Genomic DNA, 12,745 nt, shown 5'->3' on the forward strand with positions numbered 1-12,745 from the left:
ATGTTTCCCACATGGCTCGCCGCCGCGCTGATCGTAATTGCCGGTGCTTCTTCCAACCGTGCCCGGCCGCCTTCCGCACTAGAGCAACCGAGCGCCCAATCTGCACGCGCCGCGGGGGCGCCGGACATGAATGACACCAAGCGTCCGTCGAGCCCTGTCGTCAGCTATCGGCTAAACGAAGGTAGGGTGTCGAACGGGCACGATTGGTCGCCCGACATCGACCCATCCTGGCTCTCCCAAAGTCTAGTCCGCTACGAACCTCGTGAGGGAGTAACGCTCCGCCTTCACTCGAAGAAACTGTATGATAAATTCGACGTGGTCGGCGGCGGGTCGGGTGTCGGTCCGTCGCAATATGCGGGTCGCAAGCGCCTCATGCTAAGCATTCTGAAAAGCTTCTGAGCGTCCGATCCGATTTGGCGCGGGGCGGAGGCTTCCCATTTCTTCCATCGGTCGAAGGTGAACGGCGTTTCACCGATTAGCCACCTTGCGATAATATATCATTAGCTCTAGCGGGCAGCGAACCCCCTCGCAGTTTGAGTCCCCGTGAAACAGCCAATGATCCCGATCGCAGCGATCGCTGCCGCATTTCCGCTTTCGCCCGCGCTGGGCCAGCAGGCCGCCATTGACCCTGCGCAGCCCACCGTTACCAGTGAGGCCGCTGCCGCCGGTTCGGACACTGCCACTCCGCCTACTCCTGGCGACGCGGCCAAAGCGCACCCCGACCAGGATCAGGCGATCGTCATCACCGGCGTGAAGCGTAAGGCCGAAGACGTGCTCGGCGGCGTCTCGGTGGTCGACGAGGCGGAGCTCAACCGATCGATCAAGCCCAGCATCGGCGAGACGCTCGCCAAGCTTCCCGGCGTGTCCGCGACAAGCTTCGGGCCGAAGGCCTCCGCGCCTGTCCTGCGCGGCCTCCAGGGCGAACGCGTTCGAGTCCTGACCGATGGCATTGGCACGCTCGACATGTCCGCGGTCGGTCCCGACCACGAGGTCGCGATCAACCCGATCACTGCGGAGCGCATCGAGGTCCTTCGCGGCCCCGCAGCGTTGCTGTTCGGGTCGTCCGCGATCGGCGGCGTCGTCAACGTCATCGACACCCGCATCCCCCGCAAAGTCCCCGAAAATGCGGTCGGCGTTAACGCTATCGTCCAATATGGCAGCGCAGCCAACGAACGCTCGGCCAACGTTTCGCTCGACGTCCCCGTCGCCGGCCATTTCGTCGTCCACGCCGACGGCAATTATTCAAAGACGGACGATCTCGACATCGGCGGTTACGTGCTGTCGAAGGATCTTCGCGAGCAGGCGCTGGCCAGCCCCGATCCTGACATTCGTGCACTCGCCCACCTCAAGGATAAGCTCCCCAATTCCGCATCACGCACGAAAGAAGGCTCGCTGGGCGTCGCTTATGTCGACGGCGGTTTGAACGTCGGCATTTCGGTAACGAGGCACGACGCGCGGTACCAGGTGCCGATCCGCTATTCGCTCGACCCTGCAATCGAGGCTGAGGCGCCCACGCTCGACCCGAAGCAGACGCGCTACGACTTCCGCGCCGAGGTCCCGGTATCGAGCGGCTTTCTGAGCCAGATCCGTGCTCGCGCCGGCTATTCGAAATATCATCACGACGAGCTCAATCCCGAGGGCGGTGTTGATTCCAGCTTCTTCAGCAACGGTGGCGAGGGCCGGCTCGAGCTGGTCCAGCACGATCGTTCCGGCTGGGGCGGGACCAGCGGGGTCCAGTATCTCAACCGTGACGTCCGCATCCGCGGCGACGAGAAGTTCTTGCCCGACGCTCGCCAGAAGGAAACCGGTCTTTTCACGTTGCAGACCTTCGTCAGCGGGCCCCTGCGGCTTGAGGGCGGCGCGCGCGTCGAGTTCAGCAAGCTCGCCGCGCAGCCAGACGGCCAGATCGGAACGCCCGGCCAGTCGTCCGACTTCACGACCGTCTCGGGCTCACTCGGCGCGCAGTATGAATTCGCGCATGACTGGCGCGCTGGCCTGTCGCTGTCGCATAGCGAACGCGCGCCCGCAGTCGATGAGTTGTTCGCTCACGGCCCGCACGGAGGCACGCAGGCTTTTGAAATCGGCGACCCGAATATCGGCGCGGAAAAAAGCAATTCGGTCGAGTTCAGCCTGCACCACACGACTGGGCCGGTGCACCTTAGCGGCAGCCTCTATTACAGTCGCTTTTCGAACTTCATCTACCAGGCGCCGACCGGCGCAACCGAAGATGATCTTCCGGTGCTTCAGTTCAGCGAGGGCAAGGCCAATTATTACGGCTTTGAGTTCCAGGCCGATGCCAAGCTCGGCACTTTTGCAGGCATTGACTGGGGGGCCGAGTTCCAGGGCGACGCGGTAAAGGCGACGATCAGGAATTTCGGGCCGGCACCGCTCATCCCGCCGCTCCGCCTGCTTGGGGCGGTTACCGGCTCCATCGGACAGCTCGACGGTCGCGTCGAAGTGGAGCGCGACTTCGCCCATGACCGCACCGCGCCCAACGAGACCGACACAGCGGGCTTCACGATGGTCAATGCATCGCTCGATTATCACCCGTTCGCGGCGAACCCGGAGCTGACCTTGAGCCTGGTCGCGAACAACCTGTTCGACGTGGACGCCCGCAGGAGTACGTCGCTGCTCAAGGACTTTGCACCACTCGCTGGCCGCGACATCCGCTTGAGCGCGCGAGTCAACTTCTAGCTCGTAACCGGACGACGCCGTCTGCCGAACTAAGCCAGGTCAGATGGAGATGGTCATGAAAGCCAGGTTGTTGATCGGTGCAGTTCTGTTGATGAGCGCGTCGTCCGCGCTCGCTGCGTCCGGCGCGGCAAGAAATGCGTGCTGCGCGCTCGCTGCATGTTGTGGCTTACCCTGCTGCTAGCCCGCTAAAGAAAGAGGCGGTCCGGGAAGGGTACCGAACCGCCTCTTCTGGCAGCGCACCTGGGGAGAAAGTGCGCGGGAAATGTCGTCCCTACATGTCGATCCCGGCGGCGATCGCTTCGAGCTTGCGGATCCGCTCCTTGAGGTCCGCCATCTCGATCCGGCCCGAAGCAGCCGGAAGCGTCCGGTCAGCGCAATCATGGGTTAGTTCGAACCGCTTCAGCTCCAGCCAGCCGCTCCAGGCCTTAAGCCCCGCCCAGCTGGCGGCACCGAGGCCGCCGAGGACTGCCGTGCTCAGCATTCCAATCGTCACCGGGTCCATCACTTTTCCTCCTCGGCCTGGCGCAGCGATTCTATCTCGCGCGCCAGCTCGTCGTTCTGGCTGTTGATGTGATGATCGATCGCCATCAGCCGGCGGTCGGTCGGGTCGAGCTCGGTGCGCATCGCGTGCACCGTCGGCTTGCGCCGGGCGACCTCGTCCATCCGGTCGAAGTCGCTCATCCGGCTGCGACCGGTCATCGACTTCTTCTTCTGCACGGCGAGGTAAAGCCCGATCGCTGCGTAGGCGACGACCGTCCAGACGAAGCTGGTGAAGACGGCAGCGGCCACAAAGCCGATGCGGACAAAGGTCGGGTCGATCCCGGCGATCTCACCGATCGTCGAGCAGACACCGGCGATTTTCGCGTCCTTGCGGTCCAGCGAATAAGGATAAATCTTGCGGGCCATCATTCCCCTTCCTCCTGTTCGCCGCGTGCGGTCAGTGCGGCCTTCATGACATTCAGCTCTGCCTCGATCTTCTCGTCGACCTTGAGCTGTTCGATCTCGTCTTCGAGGCTACCAATGCCGAGCGCTTCCGCGCGGCCTTCGGCGAGGTCGGCGCGGCGCTCGAGCAGCTCGAACTTCGAAAATGCATCCTGCGTGCGGCCGCCGTTCATGATCTCATTCGCCCGGGCGCGGGTCAGTGCGCTCTCGAACCTGGCGGCGATCGCATTTTGGCGGGCGCGGGCTTCGCGCAGCTTCGCCTGCAGCTTGGCGATGTCGGCTTCATAGCCGCGCAGCACCGCTTCGATCTGGTCGACCTCGGCGCGCAGGCTGTCCGCCATGTCGCCGGCCTTTTGCCGCTCGATCAGCGCCGCCTTGGCAAGGTCCTCGCGGTCCTTGGACAGCGCCAATTCGGCCTTCTGAGTCCAGTCGGACTGAAGCTCGTCGAGCCGGTCGAGGGCGCGCCGCATCTCCTTGATGTCGGCGATGGAGCGAGCCGCGGTGGCCCGAACCTCGACTAGTGTCTCTTCCATCTCGAGGATCACCATCCGGATCATCTTCGCCGGGTCTTCCGACCGGTCGAGGATTTCGGTGATGTTCGCCGCGAAGATATCGCGGGCCCGGCTGAATACCGGACCGCTGAACCAGGCGGCGGCAGGGGCTAACCGCACGGTGGCGGTCTCGGTTTCCCTCACCAGAACCGGCGTGCGAACCGGAACCTTGGCCTCGAGAATTTCGAGTTCAGGCATAGACCGGAGCCTGGAACGGGCTGGCAACGGCCTGGGCCGGGCCAACCGCTGCGCCAACCGCGACAGTGCTCATGGCGAGCGCCGCGGCAATGGCAACCAGGGTACGGCTGAGTTGCGACTTCATAAGCATTTCAAAACTCCCTTTTCTCGATCCGTCCGTTGTGGCGAACCGATGCCCATTCCTAATCAAGGACCGTGCCAATCCCGGAAAACCGCCAAAAATATAGCTTGAGCTGGCCGATTGGGAGATTTTCCCAACCAAGAGTTGGTGGGAAATCCCACGGGTCGGTTGGGAACATTCCCCAAGCCCGGCGCGTCGAACCGGCGAGACATTTGAGCAGGAGTATTGAGTATGTTGGGCAAGCTTGCGGGCGCGTGGCTGGGCGAGAAGATCGCCGGTCGCAATAGTGGCACCAAGGGCGCGATCCTGGGGTACGGGGCCGCCGCAGTCGCACGCCGGAGCGTTCCGGCGCTGGCCGCGATCACCCTGGGCGGTTGGGCGTTTCGCAAATGGCGCGACAAGCGCCGCGCGCGTGCGTCCTATCCTTCGGAAGCGACGCCTTCTTCGCCGTCGGCCTGAGCAGGATTCTCGAAATAGGGCTCGACTTTGCCGTTGAGCTTGATGGTCATAGGTTGGCCGTAGCGGTCCAGGCTGCGGCCGGCCGCGACGCGGATCCAGCCTTCCGAGACGCTATATTCGATGACGTTGGTCTTCTCGTTCCCGTTGAACTTGATGCCAACGCCGCGGCTGAGCAGCGCTTCATCGAAATACTGGCTTCGCGGGTCGAGCGAGAGACGGTCGGGCGGGGAATCTGATGCTTTGTCGGCCATGCCGCCGCCCTAGCGGGCGAGCGCTTCGACCGTCAACGCAGAGGAGATGTAAAGGTCGCTTGACTACGACAGTTGCCGCAACGCCGACTCCGGATTAAGCGGCTCACCCAGCATGAGCGACAAGGACCCCAAGGTAACGCGCGCGAACGCGCCCAAGCTGGCGTTGCATGTGCCCGAGCCGGCTTTCCGCCCGGGTGACACGCCCGATTTTTCTTCGCTGAAGATTCCACCCGCCGGCGCGGCGCCGCGCCCCGACACCAACGCCACGCCTGCGGAAACTCATCCGCTGACTACCGACCTGGTCCGCGTGCTTGGCGATGACCATCAGGCGGTAGGCCCATGGAACCCGAAGCTGGACCCGGACACGCTCCGCAAGATCCTCCGCGACATGGTCACGGTCCGGATCTTCGATGACCGCATGTACCGCGCCCAGCGCCAGGGGAAGACCAGCTTCTACATGAAGTGCACCGGCGAGGAGGCTATCGCCACCACCACCGCCGCCGCGCTCGCCAGCGACGACATGCACTTCCCGACCTACCGCCAGCAGGGGCTGCTCGTCGCCCGCGGCTATCCGCTGACGGAGATGATGAACCAGATTTATTCGAACAAGGGCGACAAGCTCAAAGGCCGTCAGCTGCCGATCATGTATTCGGACAAACAGCACGGCTTCTTTTCGATCTCGGGCAATCTCGGCACCCAATTCCCGCAAGCGGTGGGCTGGGCGATGGCCGCCGCGATCAAGGGCGACAGCCGGATCTGCATGGGTTGGATCGGCGATGGCGCGACCGCAGAAGGCGACTTCCACAGCGCGATGACCTTCGCCGCGGTCTACAACGCGCCCGTCATCCTCGCGACGGTCAACAACCAATGGGCGATTTCTAGCTTCTCCGGGATCGCCGGCGCGGAGCGCGCGACCTTTGCCCAGCGCGCGGTCGGCTATGGCGTCGCCGGCCTCCGCGTCGACGGCAACGATGCGCTGGCGGTCTATGCCGCCGTGCAGTGGGCAGCGGAGCGTGCGCGCTCGAACGCCGGTCCGACCCTGATCGAGTTTTTTACATATCGCGCCGAAGGCCATTCGACGTCGGACGATCCGTCCGGCTACCGCCCAAGCAACGAAGGCAAGGCCTGGCCGCTTGGCGACCCGATCGATCGGCTCAAGGCGCACTTGGTCGCGCTTGGCGAATGGGACGAGGAACGGCACGCGGCGATGACTGCCGAATGCGACACCGAGGTTCGCGCCGCACAGAAGGAATCAGAGAAGCTCGGCATCCTTCCGCAGCAGGGCAAGGACAATGTCGAGAGCATGTTCGACGACGTCTATGCCGACGTCCCGTGGCATCTCGCCGAGCAGCGCGAAATCGCGTTGTCGGAGGGCCGCGACTGATGCCGACCATGAATATGATCCAGGCGCTCAACGATGCCCACAAGGTGATGATGCGCGCCGACGAGGACATCGTCGTGTTCGGCGAGGACATCGGCTATTTCGGCGGCGTTTTCCGGGTGACGGAAGGGCTGCAAAAGGAATTCGGCAAAACCCGCGCGTTCGATGCGCCGATCAGCGAAGGTGGGATCATCGCAACGGCCGTCGGCATGGCGGCCTATGGCATCAAGCCGGTCGTCGAGATTCAGTTCGCCGACTACATCTATCCCGGCTACGACCAGATTGTCAGCGAAGTCGCCAAGATGCGCTACCGCACCGGCGGCGAATGGACGATGCCGATGGTCATCCGCTCGCCCTATGGCGGCGGCATTTTCGGCGGCCAGACGCACAGCCAAAGCCCCGAAAGCCTGTTTACGCACATTGCGGGCCTCAAGGTGGTGATCCCGTCGACGCCCCATGACGCGAAGGGTTTGTTGATCGCCGCGATCGAGGATCCCGATCCGGTGATCTTCTTCGAGCCCAAGCGCATCTACAACGGCCCGTTCGACGGTCACCACGACAAGCCCGTGAAGCCCTGGTCGAAGCACCCTGCAAGCGAAGTGCCCGAAGGTCACTATACCGTCTCGCTGGGCAAGGCCGCGGTGGTTCGCGAAGGCGCCGACCTGACGGTCCTTGCGTACGGCACGATGGTCCATGTCGCGCTGGCATCGGTCGAGGAGCAGGGCCTCGACGCTGAAGTCATCGACCTTCGCACATTGGTACCGCTCGACATCGACACGATCGAGACGTCAGTAAAAAAGACCGGCCGCTGCCTCGTCGTGCAGGAAGCGCCGCGCACCTCGGGCTTCGCGTCGGAGTTGGTGACCCTGGTGCAGGAGCGCTGCTTCTATCATCTCGAAGCGCCGGTCGAACGCGTGACCGGGTGGGACACGCCTTATCCGCACTCCTACGAATGGGCTTATTTCCCCGGCCCCAAGCGCTTCAAGCGCGCGCTAGAAAAAGTGATGGCTGACTGATGGCTAGATACGAATTCAAGCTGCCGGACATCGGCGAAGGCATCGCCGAGGCGGAGATCGTCGCGTGGCACGTGAAAATCGGCGACACGATCGGCGAGGACCAGCAGATCGCCGACATGATGACCGACAAGGCGACGGTCGAAATGGAAAGCCCCGTCGCGGGCAAGGTGATTGAGCTCGCCGGCGAAGTGGGCGATCAGATTCCGATCGGGTCGGTGCTCGCCGTGATCGAGACCGAAGGCGCCGATCGAGCCGCCGAGCCCGTCTCGGACAGCGAGGAGGAGCGTCCGCTCGCCGATGGCGCGGTCCAGGCCACGCCGGAGCTCGCCGAAGAAATCCCGGTCACCAAGGTGGTCGAGGATGCAAAGCCAAAGACGGCGCCAGAGATCAGGCCCGAACCGAAGCCCGAGCCGGAAGTCGCCGAACATGCGACGGGCAAGGGCCAGGTCCTCGCCTCTCCCGCGGTTCGGCAGCGCGCGCGCGATCTCGGTGTCGACCTTGGCCAGGTGAAAACGGCGAGCGACCGCATCCGCCACGCGGATCTCGACGCCTACCTGCTCTACAACGGCGGCAATGTTTCGGTCCGCGGATCAGCCGCGCCGCGCCGCGACGAAGCGATCAAGGTTGTCGGCCTCAGGCGCAAGATCGCCGAGAACATGGCCGAGGCGAACCGCCGCATCCAGCACTTCACCCTGGTCGAAGAATATGACGTCACCGCTCTCGAAGAGACGCGGCAGATGATGAATCGCGACCGCGGCTCGAACCCCAAGCTCACCCTCCTGCCGTTCCTCATCACGGCGCTGTCACGCGGGCTCGCCGAATGGCCGATGCTCAACGCGACCTTCGATGATGAGGCGATGGTCGTCACCCGCCACGGCTCGGTGCAGATGGGCGTCGCGACCCAAACCCAGAACGGGCTGATGGTCGCCACCATCCGCGATGCCCAGGCCCGCTCGGTGTGGGAACTCGCGGCCGAGATCGTGCGCCTGTCCGAAGCGGCGCGCACCGGCAAGGCAAGCCGCGAGGAGCTGACCGGCGCCACCTTCACCATCTCCAGCCTCGGCCCGATGGGCGGCATCACCTCGACCCCGGTGGTCAATCCGCCTCAGGTCGCGATCGTCGCGGTAAACAAAATCGAGGACAAGCTCGTTCCCGTCGACGACGAGATCGAGGTGCGGAAGCGGATGAACCTGTCGCTGTCGTGCGATCACCGCGTGGTCGACGGTTGGGATGCGGCGAGCTTCATGCAGACGCTGAAGGGCTACATCGAGAACCCGCTGCGACTGCTCTCGGCTTAAACCCGCTATTTCTTTCCGAGTTCTCGCCAGCTCTTTTCGCTGACCTCGACGCCATGCTTGTCGGCGGCCTTCTTGATCCGCCGCCAGGCGGAATCGCGCTCGTCGTCGGAAACGCCTTCGACCTGGTTGAAGCGCGAAATCGCGTTCCTCACGTGCGCCGCGTCGTGGATCGGTTCCTTTCGCTCCTTGGGAAAGGCGAACTTGTCGCTGTCGATATGGTCGCGCTGTGCTTCCTTGAGTTCGGCCATCACTCATTCTCCTCGAAATGGAGAAAGTAAAACGCGCGCACTCTTCGCTTGCTTCATGAATTGAGCCCCGGCGCTCCGTGGAGGGGATAAGACGAAGCGCCGGGGCTGCGAACGGCGGAAATGCGCGCGTAAACAGGGGCAAAACGCGCGCGCCCGCCAAGCTCTCAGGCCGCGAGGCGGAGACTCTCGCCGACTGCCTGTTCGATCGCGGCTGTGCGATGTTCGGGGCTGATGTTGATGCCCTCGGCGATCACGAACTCCGGTTCGATTCCCATGAAGTTGAACACGCCGCGAAGGTAGGTTTCGAGATGCTCGAGCGCTGCGGCCGGCGCACCATGGCTGTAGATGCCGCCGCGAGCGATCGCGAAGATGACCCGCCGCCCGCCAGCCAGGCCCTCTGGGCCGTTTTCGCCGTAGCGGAACGTCTTGCCCGCCACCATCAGGCGGTCGATCCACGACTTGAGCTGGGTTGGCAGCGTGAAGTTGTACATTGGCGCGCCAACGACGATCGTATCGGCGGCGAGGAATTCGTCGAGCACCGAGGAATCCGCGAATGCGTCCAAAGTCAGGTGCGGAAGGGGATCAGCGGCAAGGTCGCGATAGACCACTTCCTCCCCCCACAGGGCGCCCTTGAGCTGCTCGACGATCGAGCGGCTAACCTCTCGGCTGGCGCTGTTCTCGCCATTGATGCTGCTGTCGATGTGAAGGATGGTCACTAATGCCTCCTAAGTATTGATTTGTTACTGAGGCACGCTAGATAACCACCATCAAAGCACCCACAAGAACGCACTTTTTTGTGGTGGACGAACAAATTTGTGGGCCGCGAACACGGCTGTGACGCAGGAACAGGGACGATACCGATGAAGGATCCAGCGAACCCGGTATGCCGCACGATCAGCACGTTGCTGGCGCGCATTGGCGACAAGTGGAGCGTGCTCGTCGTGACCACGCTCGGTGATGGATCGCGTCGCTTCAATGAGCTTCGGCGCGAAATCCCGAGCGTCTCGCAGCGCATGTTGACCCTGACCTTGAGGAACCTCGAGCGCGACGGCCTCGTCAGCCGGACGGTCACCCCGACCATCCCGCCGCGGGTCGATTATGCGCTGACGGACCTTGGCTGCTCATTGCTCAAGCCGGTGAATGCGCTGTCGCAATGGGCGCTGGATAATGTCGAAGCGATCCATGCGGCCCATGCGCGGTTCGACGCCGAGAACGACAAGGCCGAAGCAGCCTAGCATTTTCGCGGGGCCCGCGACCCGCTAGGGCGGGCGAATGTTGAAGCCCGTCACCACCGACATCGATGCGCTGAAGATACTCGACGATCGCCTGAAATGGCTGTCGGCGTGGACGATCCACCACGCCAATCACATCCGCGACAATGACGACGGGCTAAAGGTCGGCGGTCACCAGGCGAGCTGCGCCTCGATGACCGCGATCATGGCCGCCCTCTATTTCCATGCGCTTGGCGAGAATGACCGCGTCGCGGTCAAGCCGCATGCCGGCCCGGTTCTGCACGCGATTCATTATCTGCTCGGTTCGCAGTCGCTGGATAAGCTCGAAAACTTCCGCGGTTTCGGCGGCGCGCAGAGCTACCCCAGCCGGACCAAGGACAAGATCCCGGTAGACTTTTCGACCGGCTCGGTCGGGCTTGGCGTCGCCATCACGCTCTTCGCCTCGCTCGTGCAGGATTATTTGACCGCTCACGGTTGGCTCGACGACAAGGACCGCGGCCGGTTCGTAGCGCTGATCGGCGACGCCGAGCTCGACGAAGGCAATATCTACGAAGCGATCATCGAGGGCGCGAAGCACGACGTCCGCAACCTGTGGTGGATCATCGATTACAATCGCCAGAGCCTCGACGCGACCAGCGCCGACCGCATGTTCGAGCGCTTCGACGAGATTTTCAAAAGCTGCGGCTGGCGCGTCGTCGAGCTTCGCTACGGCAAGCAGCTGCAGGCGACGCTCGACGCGAATCCGAAGCTGAAAAGTTGGTTCGAAACGCTCTCCAACGCGGATCTGTCAGTGCTTCATTATCAGGGTGGAGCGGCGTGGCGCGCGCGCATTCAGGCAGAGCTTGGAAAGAGCGCCGCGCCGTTCCTGAAGGCCCATGATGATGAGGCGCTCGCGTCCTTGTTCACCGATCTTGGCGGCCATTGCATGGAGACGCTGGTCGCGGCCTTCGAAGCCGCCGACGATGATGTCCCGACCCTGTTCATCGCCTGGACCATCAAGGGCCACGGCCTGCCCTTTGCCGGCCACAAGGACAATCACGCGGGCCTGATGAACCCGACGCAGATGACGGCGTGGCGCGAAGCGATGGGCGTTCGCGAAGGCCAGGAATGGGAACCGCTCGAATCCGTCGGTGACAACGCTCGCTCAGGCGTCGAGGCTCTGCTCGAACGGACGCGAATCCGGCGCGACAAGCGCGGCCGCGACTTCGGCAGTGTGGAGATTCCAAACCTGCTTGCGCCAGCCGGCGAGGAACAGTCGACGCAAGCCGCGTTCGGCCGCATCCTGCTGGAACTAAGCAAGGCAGGCGGCGCGCTCGCCGACCGCATCGTTACCACCTCGCCCGATGTGACCGTCTCGACCAATTTGGGCGCCTGGGTGAATCAGCGTGGCCTGTTCCGCCGCAGCGACACGCCCGACGTGTTCGCTAAGGCGAAGATTCCATCAGCGCAGAAATGGGGCGCGACCAACCAGGGCCAGCATATCGAGCTCGGCATCGCGGAATCGAATCTGTTCCTGATGCTCGCGGCGGCGGGCCTCTCAGGCGATCTATGGGATCAGCGCCTGTTCCCGATCGGAACACTCTACGACCCGTTCATCGCGCGGGGATTGGATAGCCTGAATTACGCCTGTTACCAGGACGCGCGCTTCCTGCTGGTGGCGACGCCGAGCGGCATCACGCTTGGGCCCGAAGGCGGTGCGCACCAGTCGATCAACCCGCCGCTCATCGCGCTCGGTCAGCCGGGCCTCCGCCATTACGAGCCAGCCTATGCCGACGAGCTCGCGGCGATGATGCAGGAGGCGTTCCGCCTGATCGACGATCCGAATGGGGAAAGCACCTATCTCCGCCTGTCGACGCGTAGCATCACGCAAGTGGAGCGAGGTGGCGATAGCTGGCGCGAGGGCGCGCTCGCCGGCGGTTACTGGCTGCGGGAGCCTGGCGACCAGGCAGAGGCGGCAATCGTGGCGATGGGTGCGGTCATGCCCGAAGCGCTCGCCGCCTGGGAAGAACTAAAGGAAGACCTGCCGGGCCTCGGATTGCTGGCGGTCACTTCGCCCGACCTGCTGCACCGTGGATGGACCGCAGCCCAAGCCGCGCGGTGGAAAGGCGAGCGCAAGCCGAGCCATATCGAGCAGCTCCTGTCCGGCCTGTCGCCCAGCGCCGGCCTGGTCACCATCGCCGATGCCGCGCCCGCGTCTCTGTCATGGCTTGGTGGCGTACTCGGCCAGCGCGTCGCGCCGCTCGGAGTCGAGAAGTTCGGACAGACGGGCAACCTTGCCGACCTTTACGCGGCCTATCGCCTCGACGGGTCGGCGATCACCGAAGGCGTTGCCGAGCTACTCCTCGGCCAATAGG

At 63.6% G+C, this 12,745-nt stretch carries 15 protein-coding genes; 8 read left to right on the top strand and 7 right to left on the bottom strand.

The features are described 5' to 3' along the window. Nucleotides 1-399, top strand: coding sequence for a hypothetical protein (locus AC4K8G_RS05745; RefSeq protein ID WP_491733206.1), 399 nt, complete (start codon nt 1-3; stop codon nt 397-399). Nucleotides 400-543: 144 nt separating this feature from the next. Beyond that, complete coding sequence (locus tag AC4K8G_RS05750) at nt 544-2,694, top strand: TonB-dependent receptor (RefSeq protein ID WP_491733207.1); 2,151 nt, start codon at nt 544-546, stop codon at nt 2,692-2,694. A gap of 271 nt (nt 2,695-2,965) precedes the next feature. On the opposite strand, the gene AC4K8G_RS05755 is transcribed toward AC4K8G_RS05750, so the two are convergent. From AC4K8G_RS05755 to AC4K8G_RS05770, 4 genes are read right to left on the bottom strand one after another with little or no spacing between them, the layout of a single operon-like run. Next, on the bottom strand, nt 2,966-3,199 hold the full coding sequence (locus AC4K8G_RS05755; RefSeq protein ID WP_491733208.1) for a hypothetical protein: 234 nt from the start codon (nt 3,197-3,199) through the stop codon (nt 2,966-2,968). Next, nucleotides 3,196-3,603, bottom strand: a complete 408-nt coding sequence (locus AC4K8G_RS05760; protein ID WP_491733209.1) for a PspC domain-containing protein — start codon at nt 3,601-3,603, stop codon at nt 3,196-3,198. The genes AC4K8G_RS05755 and AC4K8G_RS05760 overlap by 4 nt, the downstream gene beginning before the upstream one ends. Further along, complete coding sequence (locus AC4K8G_RS05765; protein ID WP_491733210.1) at nt 3,600-4,385, bottom strand: PspA/IM30 family protein; 786 nt, start codon at nt 4,383-4,385, stop codon at nt 3,600-3,602. The genes AC4K8G_RS05760 and AC4K8G_RS05765 overlap by 4 nt, the downstream gene beginning before the upstream one ends. Continuing rightward, on the bottom strand, nt 4,378-4,515 hold the full coding sequence (locus tag AC4K8G_RS05770; RefSeq protein ID WP_491733211.1) for a hypothetical protein: 138 nt from the start codon (nt 4,513-4,515) through the stop codon (nt 4,378-4,380). Before AC4K8G_RS05770 ends, AC4K8G_RS05765 begins: the two co-directional genes overlap by 8 nt. A 222-nt stretch (nt 4,516-4,737) precedes the next feature. Between AC4K8G_RS05770 and AC4K8G_RS05775 the strand changes: the two genes are divergently transcribed. Next, on the top strand, nt 4,738-4,965 hold the full coding sequence (locus AC4K8G_RS05775) for a hypothetical protein (protein ID WP_491733212.1): 228 nt from the start codon (nt 4,738-4,740) through the stop codon (nt 4,963-4,965). Here AC4K8G_RS05775 and AC4K8G_RS05780 read toward each other — a convergent pair. Further along, the gene (locus tag AC4K8G_RS05780; protein ID WP_491733213.1) at nt 4,926-5,216 is read right to left on the bottom strand and encodes a DUF3297 family protein; all 291 of its coding nucleotides are present in this window, start codon (nt 5,214-5,216) and stop codon (nt 4,926-4,928) included. The two genes, AC4K8G_RS05775 and AC4K8G_RS05780, sit on opposite strands and share 40 nt — an antisense overlap. A gap of 112 nt (nt 5,217-5,328) precedes the next feature. Between AC4K8G_RS05780 and AC4K8G_RS05785 the strand changes: the two genes are divergently transcribed. From AC4K8G_RS05785 to AC4K8G_RS05795, 3 genes are read left to right on the top strand one after another with little or no spacing between them, the layout of a single operon-like run. After that, nucleotides 5,329-6,600 carry a 3-methyl-2-oxobutanoate dehydrogenase (2-methylpropanoyl-transferring) subunit alpha gene (locus AC4K8G_RS05785; protein WP_491733214.1) on the top strand — a complete coding sequence of 424 codons (1,272 nt, stop codon included), beginning with the start codon at nt 5,329-5,331 and terminating at the stop codon, nt 6,598-6,600. Nucleotides 6,601-6,608: 8 nt separating this feature from the next. Continuing rightward, a complete protein-coding gene (locus tag AC4K8G_RS05790; protein ID WP_491734421.1) occupies nt 6,609-7,613 on the top strand; it encodes an alpha-ketoacid dehydrogenase subunit beta in 1,005 nt (334 codons plus the stop codon). Then, nucleotides 7,613-8,911, top strand: coding sequence for a dihydrolipoamide acetyltransferase family protein (locus tag AC4K8G_RS05795; RefSeq protein WP_491733215.1), 1,299 nt, complete (start codon nt 7,613-7,615; stop codon nt 8,909-8,911). Before AC4K8G_RS05790 ends, AC4K8G_RS05795 begins: the two co-directional genes overlap by 1 nt. A gap of 5 nt (nt 8,912-8,916) precedes the next feature. On the opposite strand, the gene AC4K8G_RS05800 is transcribed toward AC4K8G_RS05795, so the two are convergent. Then, complete coding sequence (locus AC4K8G_RS05800) at nt 8,917-9,159, bottom strand: DUF6582 domain-containing protein (RefSeq protein ID WP_491733216.1); 243 nt, start codon at nt 9,157-9,159, stop codon at nt 8,917-8,919. A 164-nt stretch (nt 9,160-9,323) separates the two neighbouring features. Further along, entirely contained in the window at nt 9,324-9,875 is a 552-nt protein-coding gene (locus tag AC4K8G_RS05805) for an FMN-dependent NADH-azoreductase (protein WP_491733217.1), read from the bottom strand. A gap of 144 nt (nt 9,876-10,019) precedes the next feature. Between AC4K8G_RS05805 and AC4K8G_RS05810 the strand changes: the two genes are divergently transcribed. Together AC4K8G_RS05810 and AC4K8G_RS05815 are read left to right on the top strand one after the other, a co-directional pair. Further along, entirely contained in the window at nt 10,020-10,394 is a 375-nt protein-coding gene (locus tag AC4K8G_RS05810; protein WP_491733218.1) for a winged helix-turn-helix transcriptional regulator, read from the top strand. A gap of 37 nt (nt 10,395-10,431) precedes the next feature. Further along, a complete protein-coding gene (locus tag AC4K8G_RS05815) occupies nt 10,432-12,744 on the top strand; it encodes a thiamine pyrophosphate-binding protein (RefSeq protein WP_491733219.1) in 2,313 nt (770 codons plus the stop codon). Nucleotide 12,745 lies beyond the last annotated feature (1 nt).

It is taken from the genome of Sphingomonas sp. SP3 (genome assembly GCF_058514305.1).

Bases quoted from the DNA above. Each gene is read 5' to 3' on its own strand.
- AC4K8G_RS05800 (WP_491733216.1), bottom strand. From the start codon at position 9,159: ATGGCCGAACTCAAGGAAGCACAGCGCGACCATATCGACAGCGACAAG.
- AC4K8G_RS05765 (WP_491733210.1), bottom strand. From the start codon at position 4,385: ATGCCTGAACTCGAAATTCTCGAGGCCAAGGTTCCGGTTCGCACGCCG.
- AC4K8G_RS05810 (WP_491733218.1), top strand. From the start codon at position 10,020: ATGAAGGATCCAGCGAACCCGGTATGCCGCACGATCAGCACGTTGCTG.
- AC4K8G_RS05775 (WP_491733212.1), top strand. From the start codon at position 4,738: ATGTTGGGCAAGCTTGCGGGCGCGTGGCTGGGCGAGAAGATCGCCGGT.
- AC4K8G_RS05745 (WP_491733206.1), top strand. From the start codon at position 1: ATGTTTCCCACATGGCTCGCCGCCGCGCTGATCGTAATTGCCGGTGCT.
- AC4K8G_RS05785 (WP_491733214.1), top strand. From the start codon at position 5,329: ATGAGCGACAAGGACCCCAAGGTAACGCGCGCGAACGCGCCCAAGCTG.
- AC4K8G_RS05795 (WP_491733215.1), top strand. From the start codon at position 7,613: ATGGCTAGATACGAATTCAAGCTGCCGGACATCGGCGAAGGCATCGCC.
- AC4K8G_RS05760 (WP_491733209.1), bottom strand. From the start codon at position 3,603: ATGATGGCCCGCAAGATTTATCCTTATTCGCTGGACCGCAAGGACGCG.
- AC4K8G_RS05780 (WP_491733213.1), bottom strand. From the start codon at position 5,216: ATGGCCGACAAAGCATCAGATTCCCCGCCCGACCGTCTCTCGCTCGAC.
- AC4K8G_RS05815 (WP_491733219.1), top strand. From the start codon at position 10,432: ATGTTGAAGCCCGTCACCACCGACATCGATGCGCTGAAGATACTCGAC.
- AC4K8G_RS05790 (WP_491734421.1), top strand. From the start codon at position 6,609: ATGAATATGATCCAGGCGCTCAACGATGCCCACAAGGTGATGATGCGC.
- AC4K8G_RS05770 (WP_491733211.1), bottom strand. From the start codon at position 4,515: ATGCTTATGAAGTCGCAACTCAGCCGTACCCTGGTTGCCATTGCCGCG.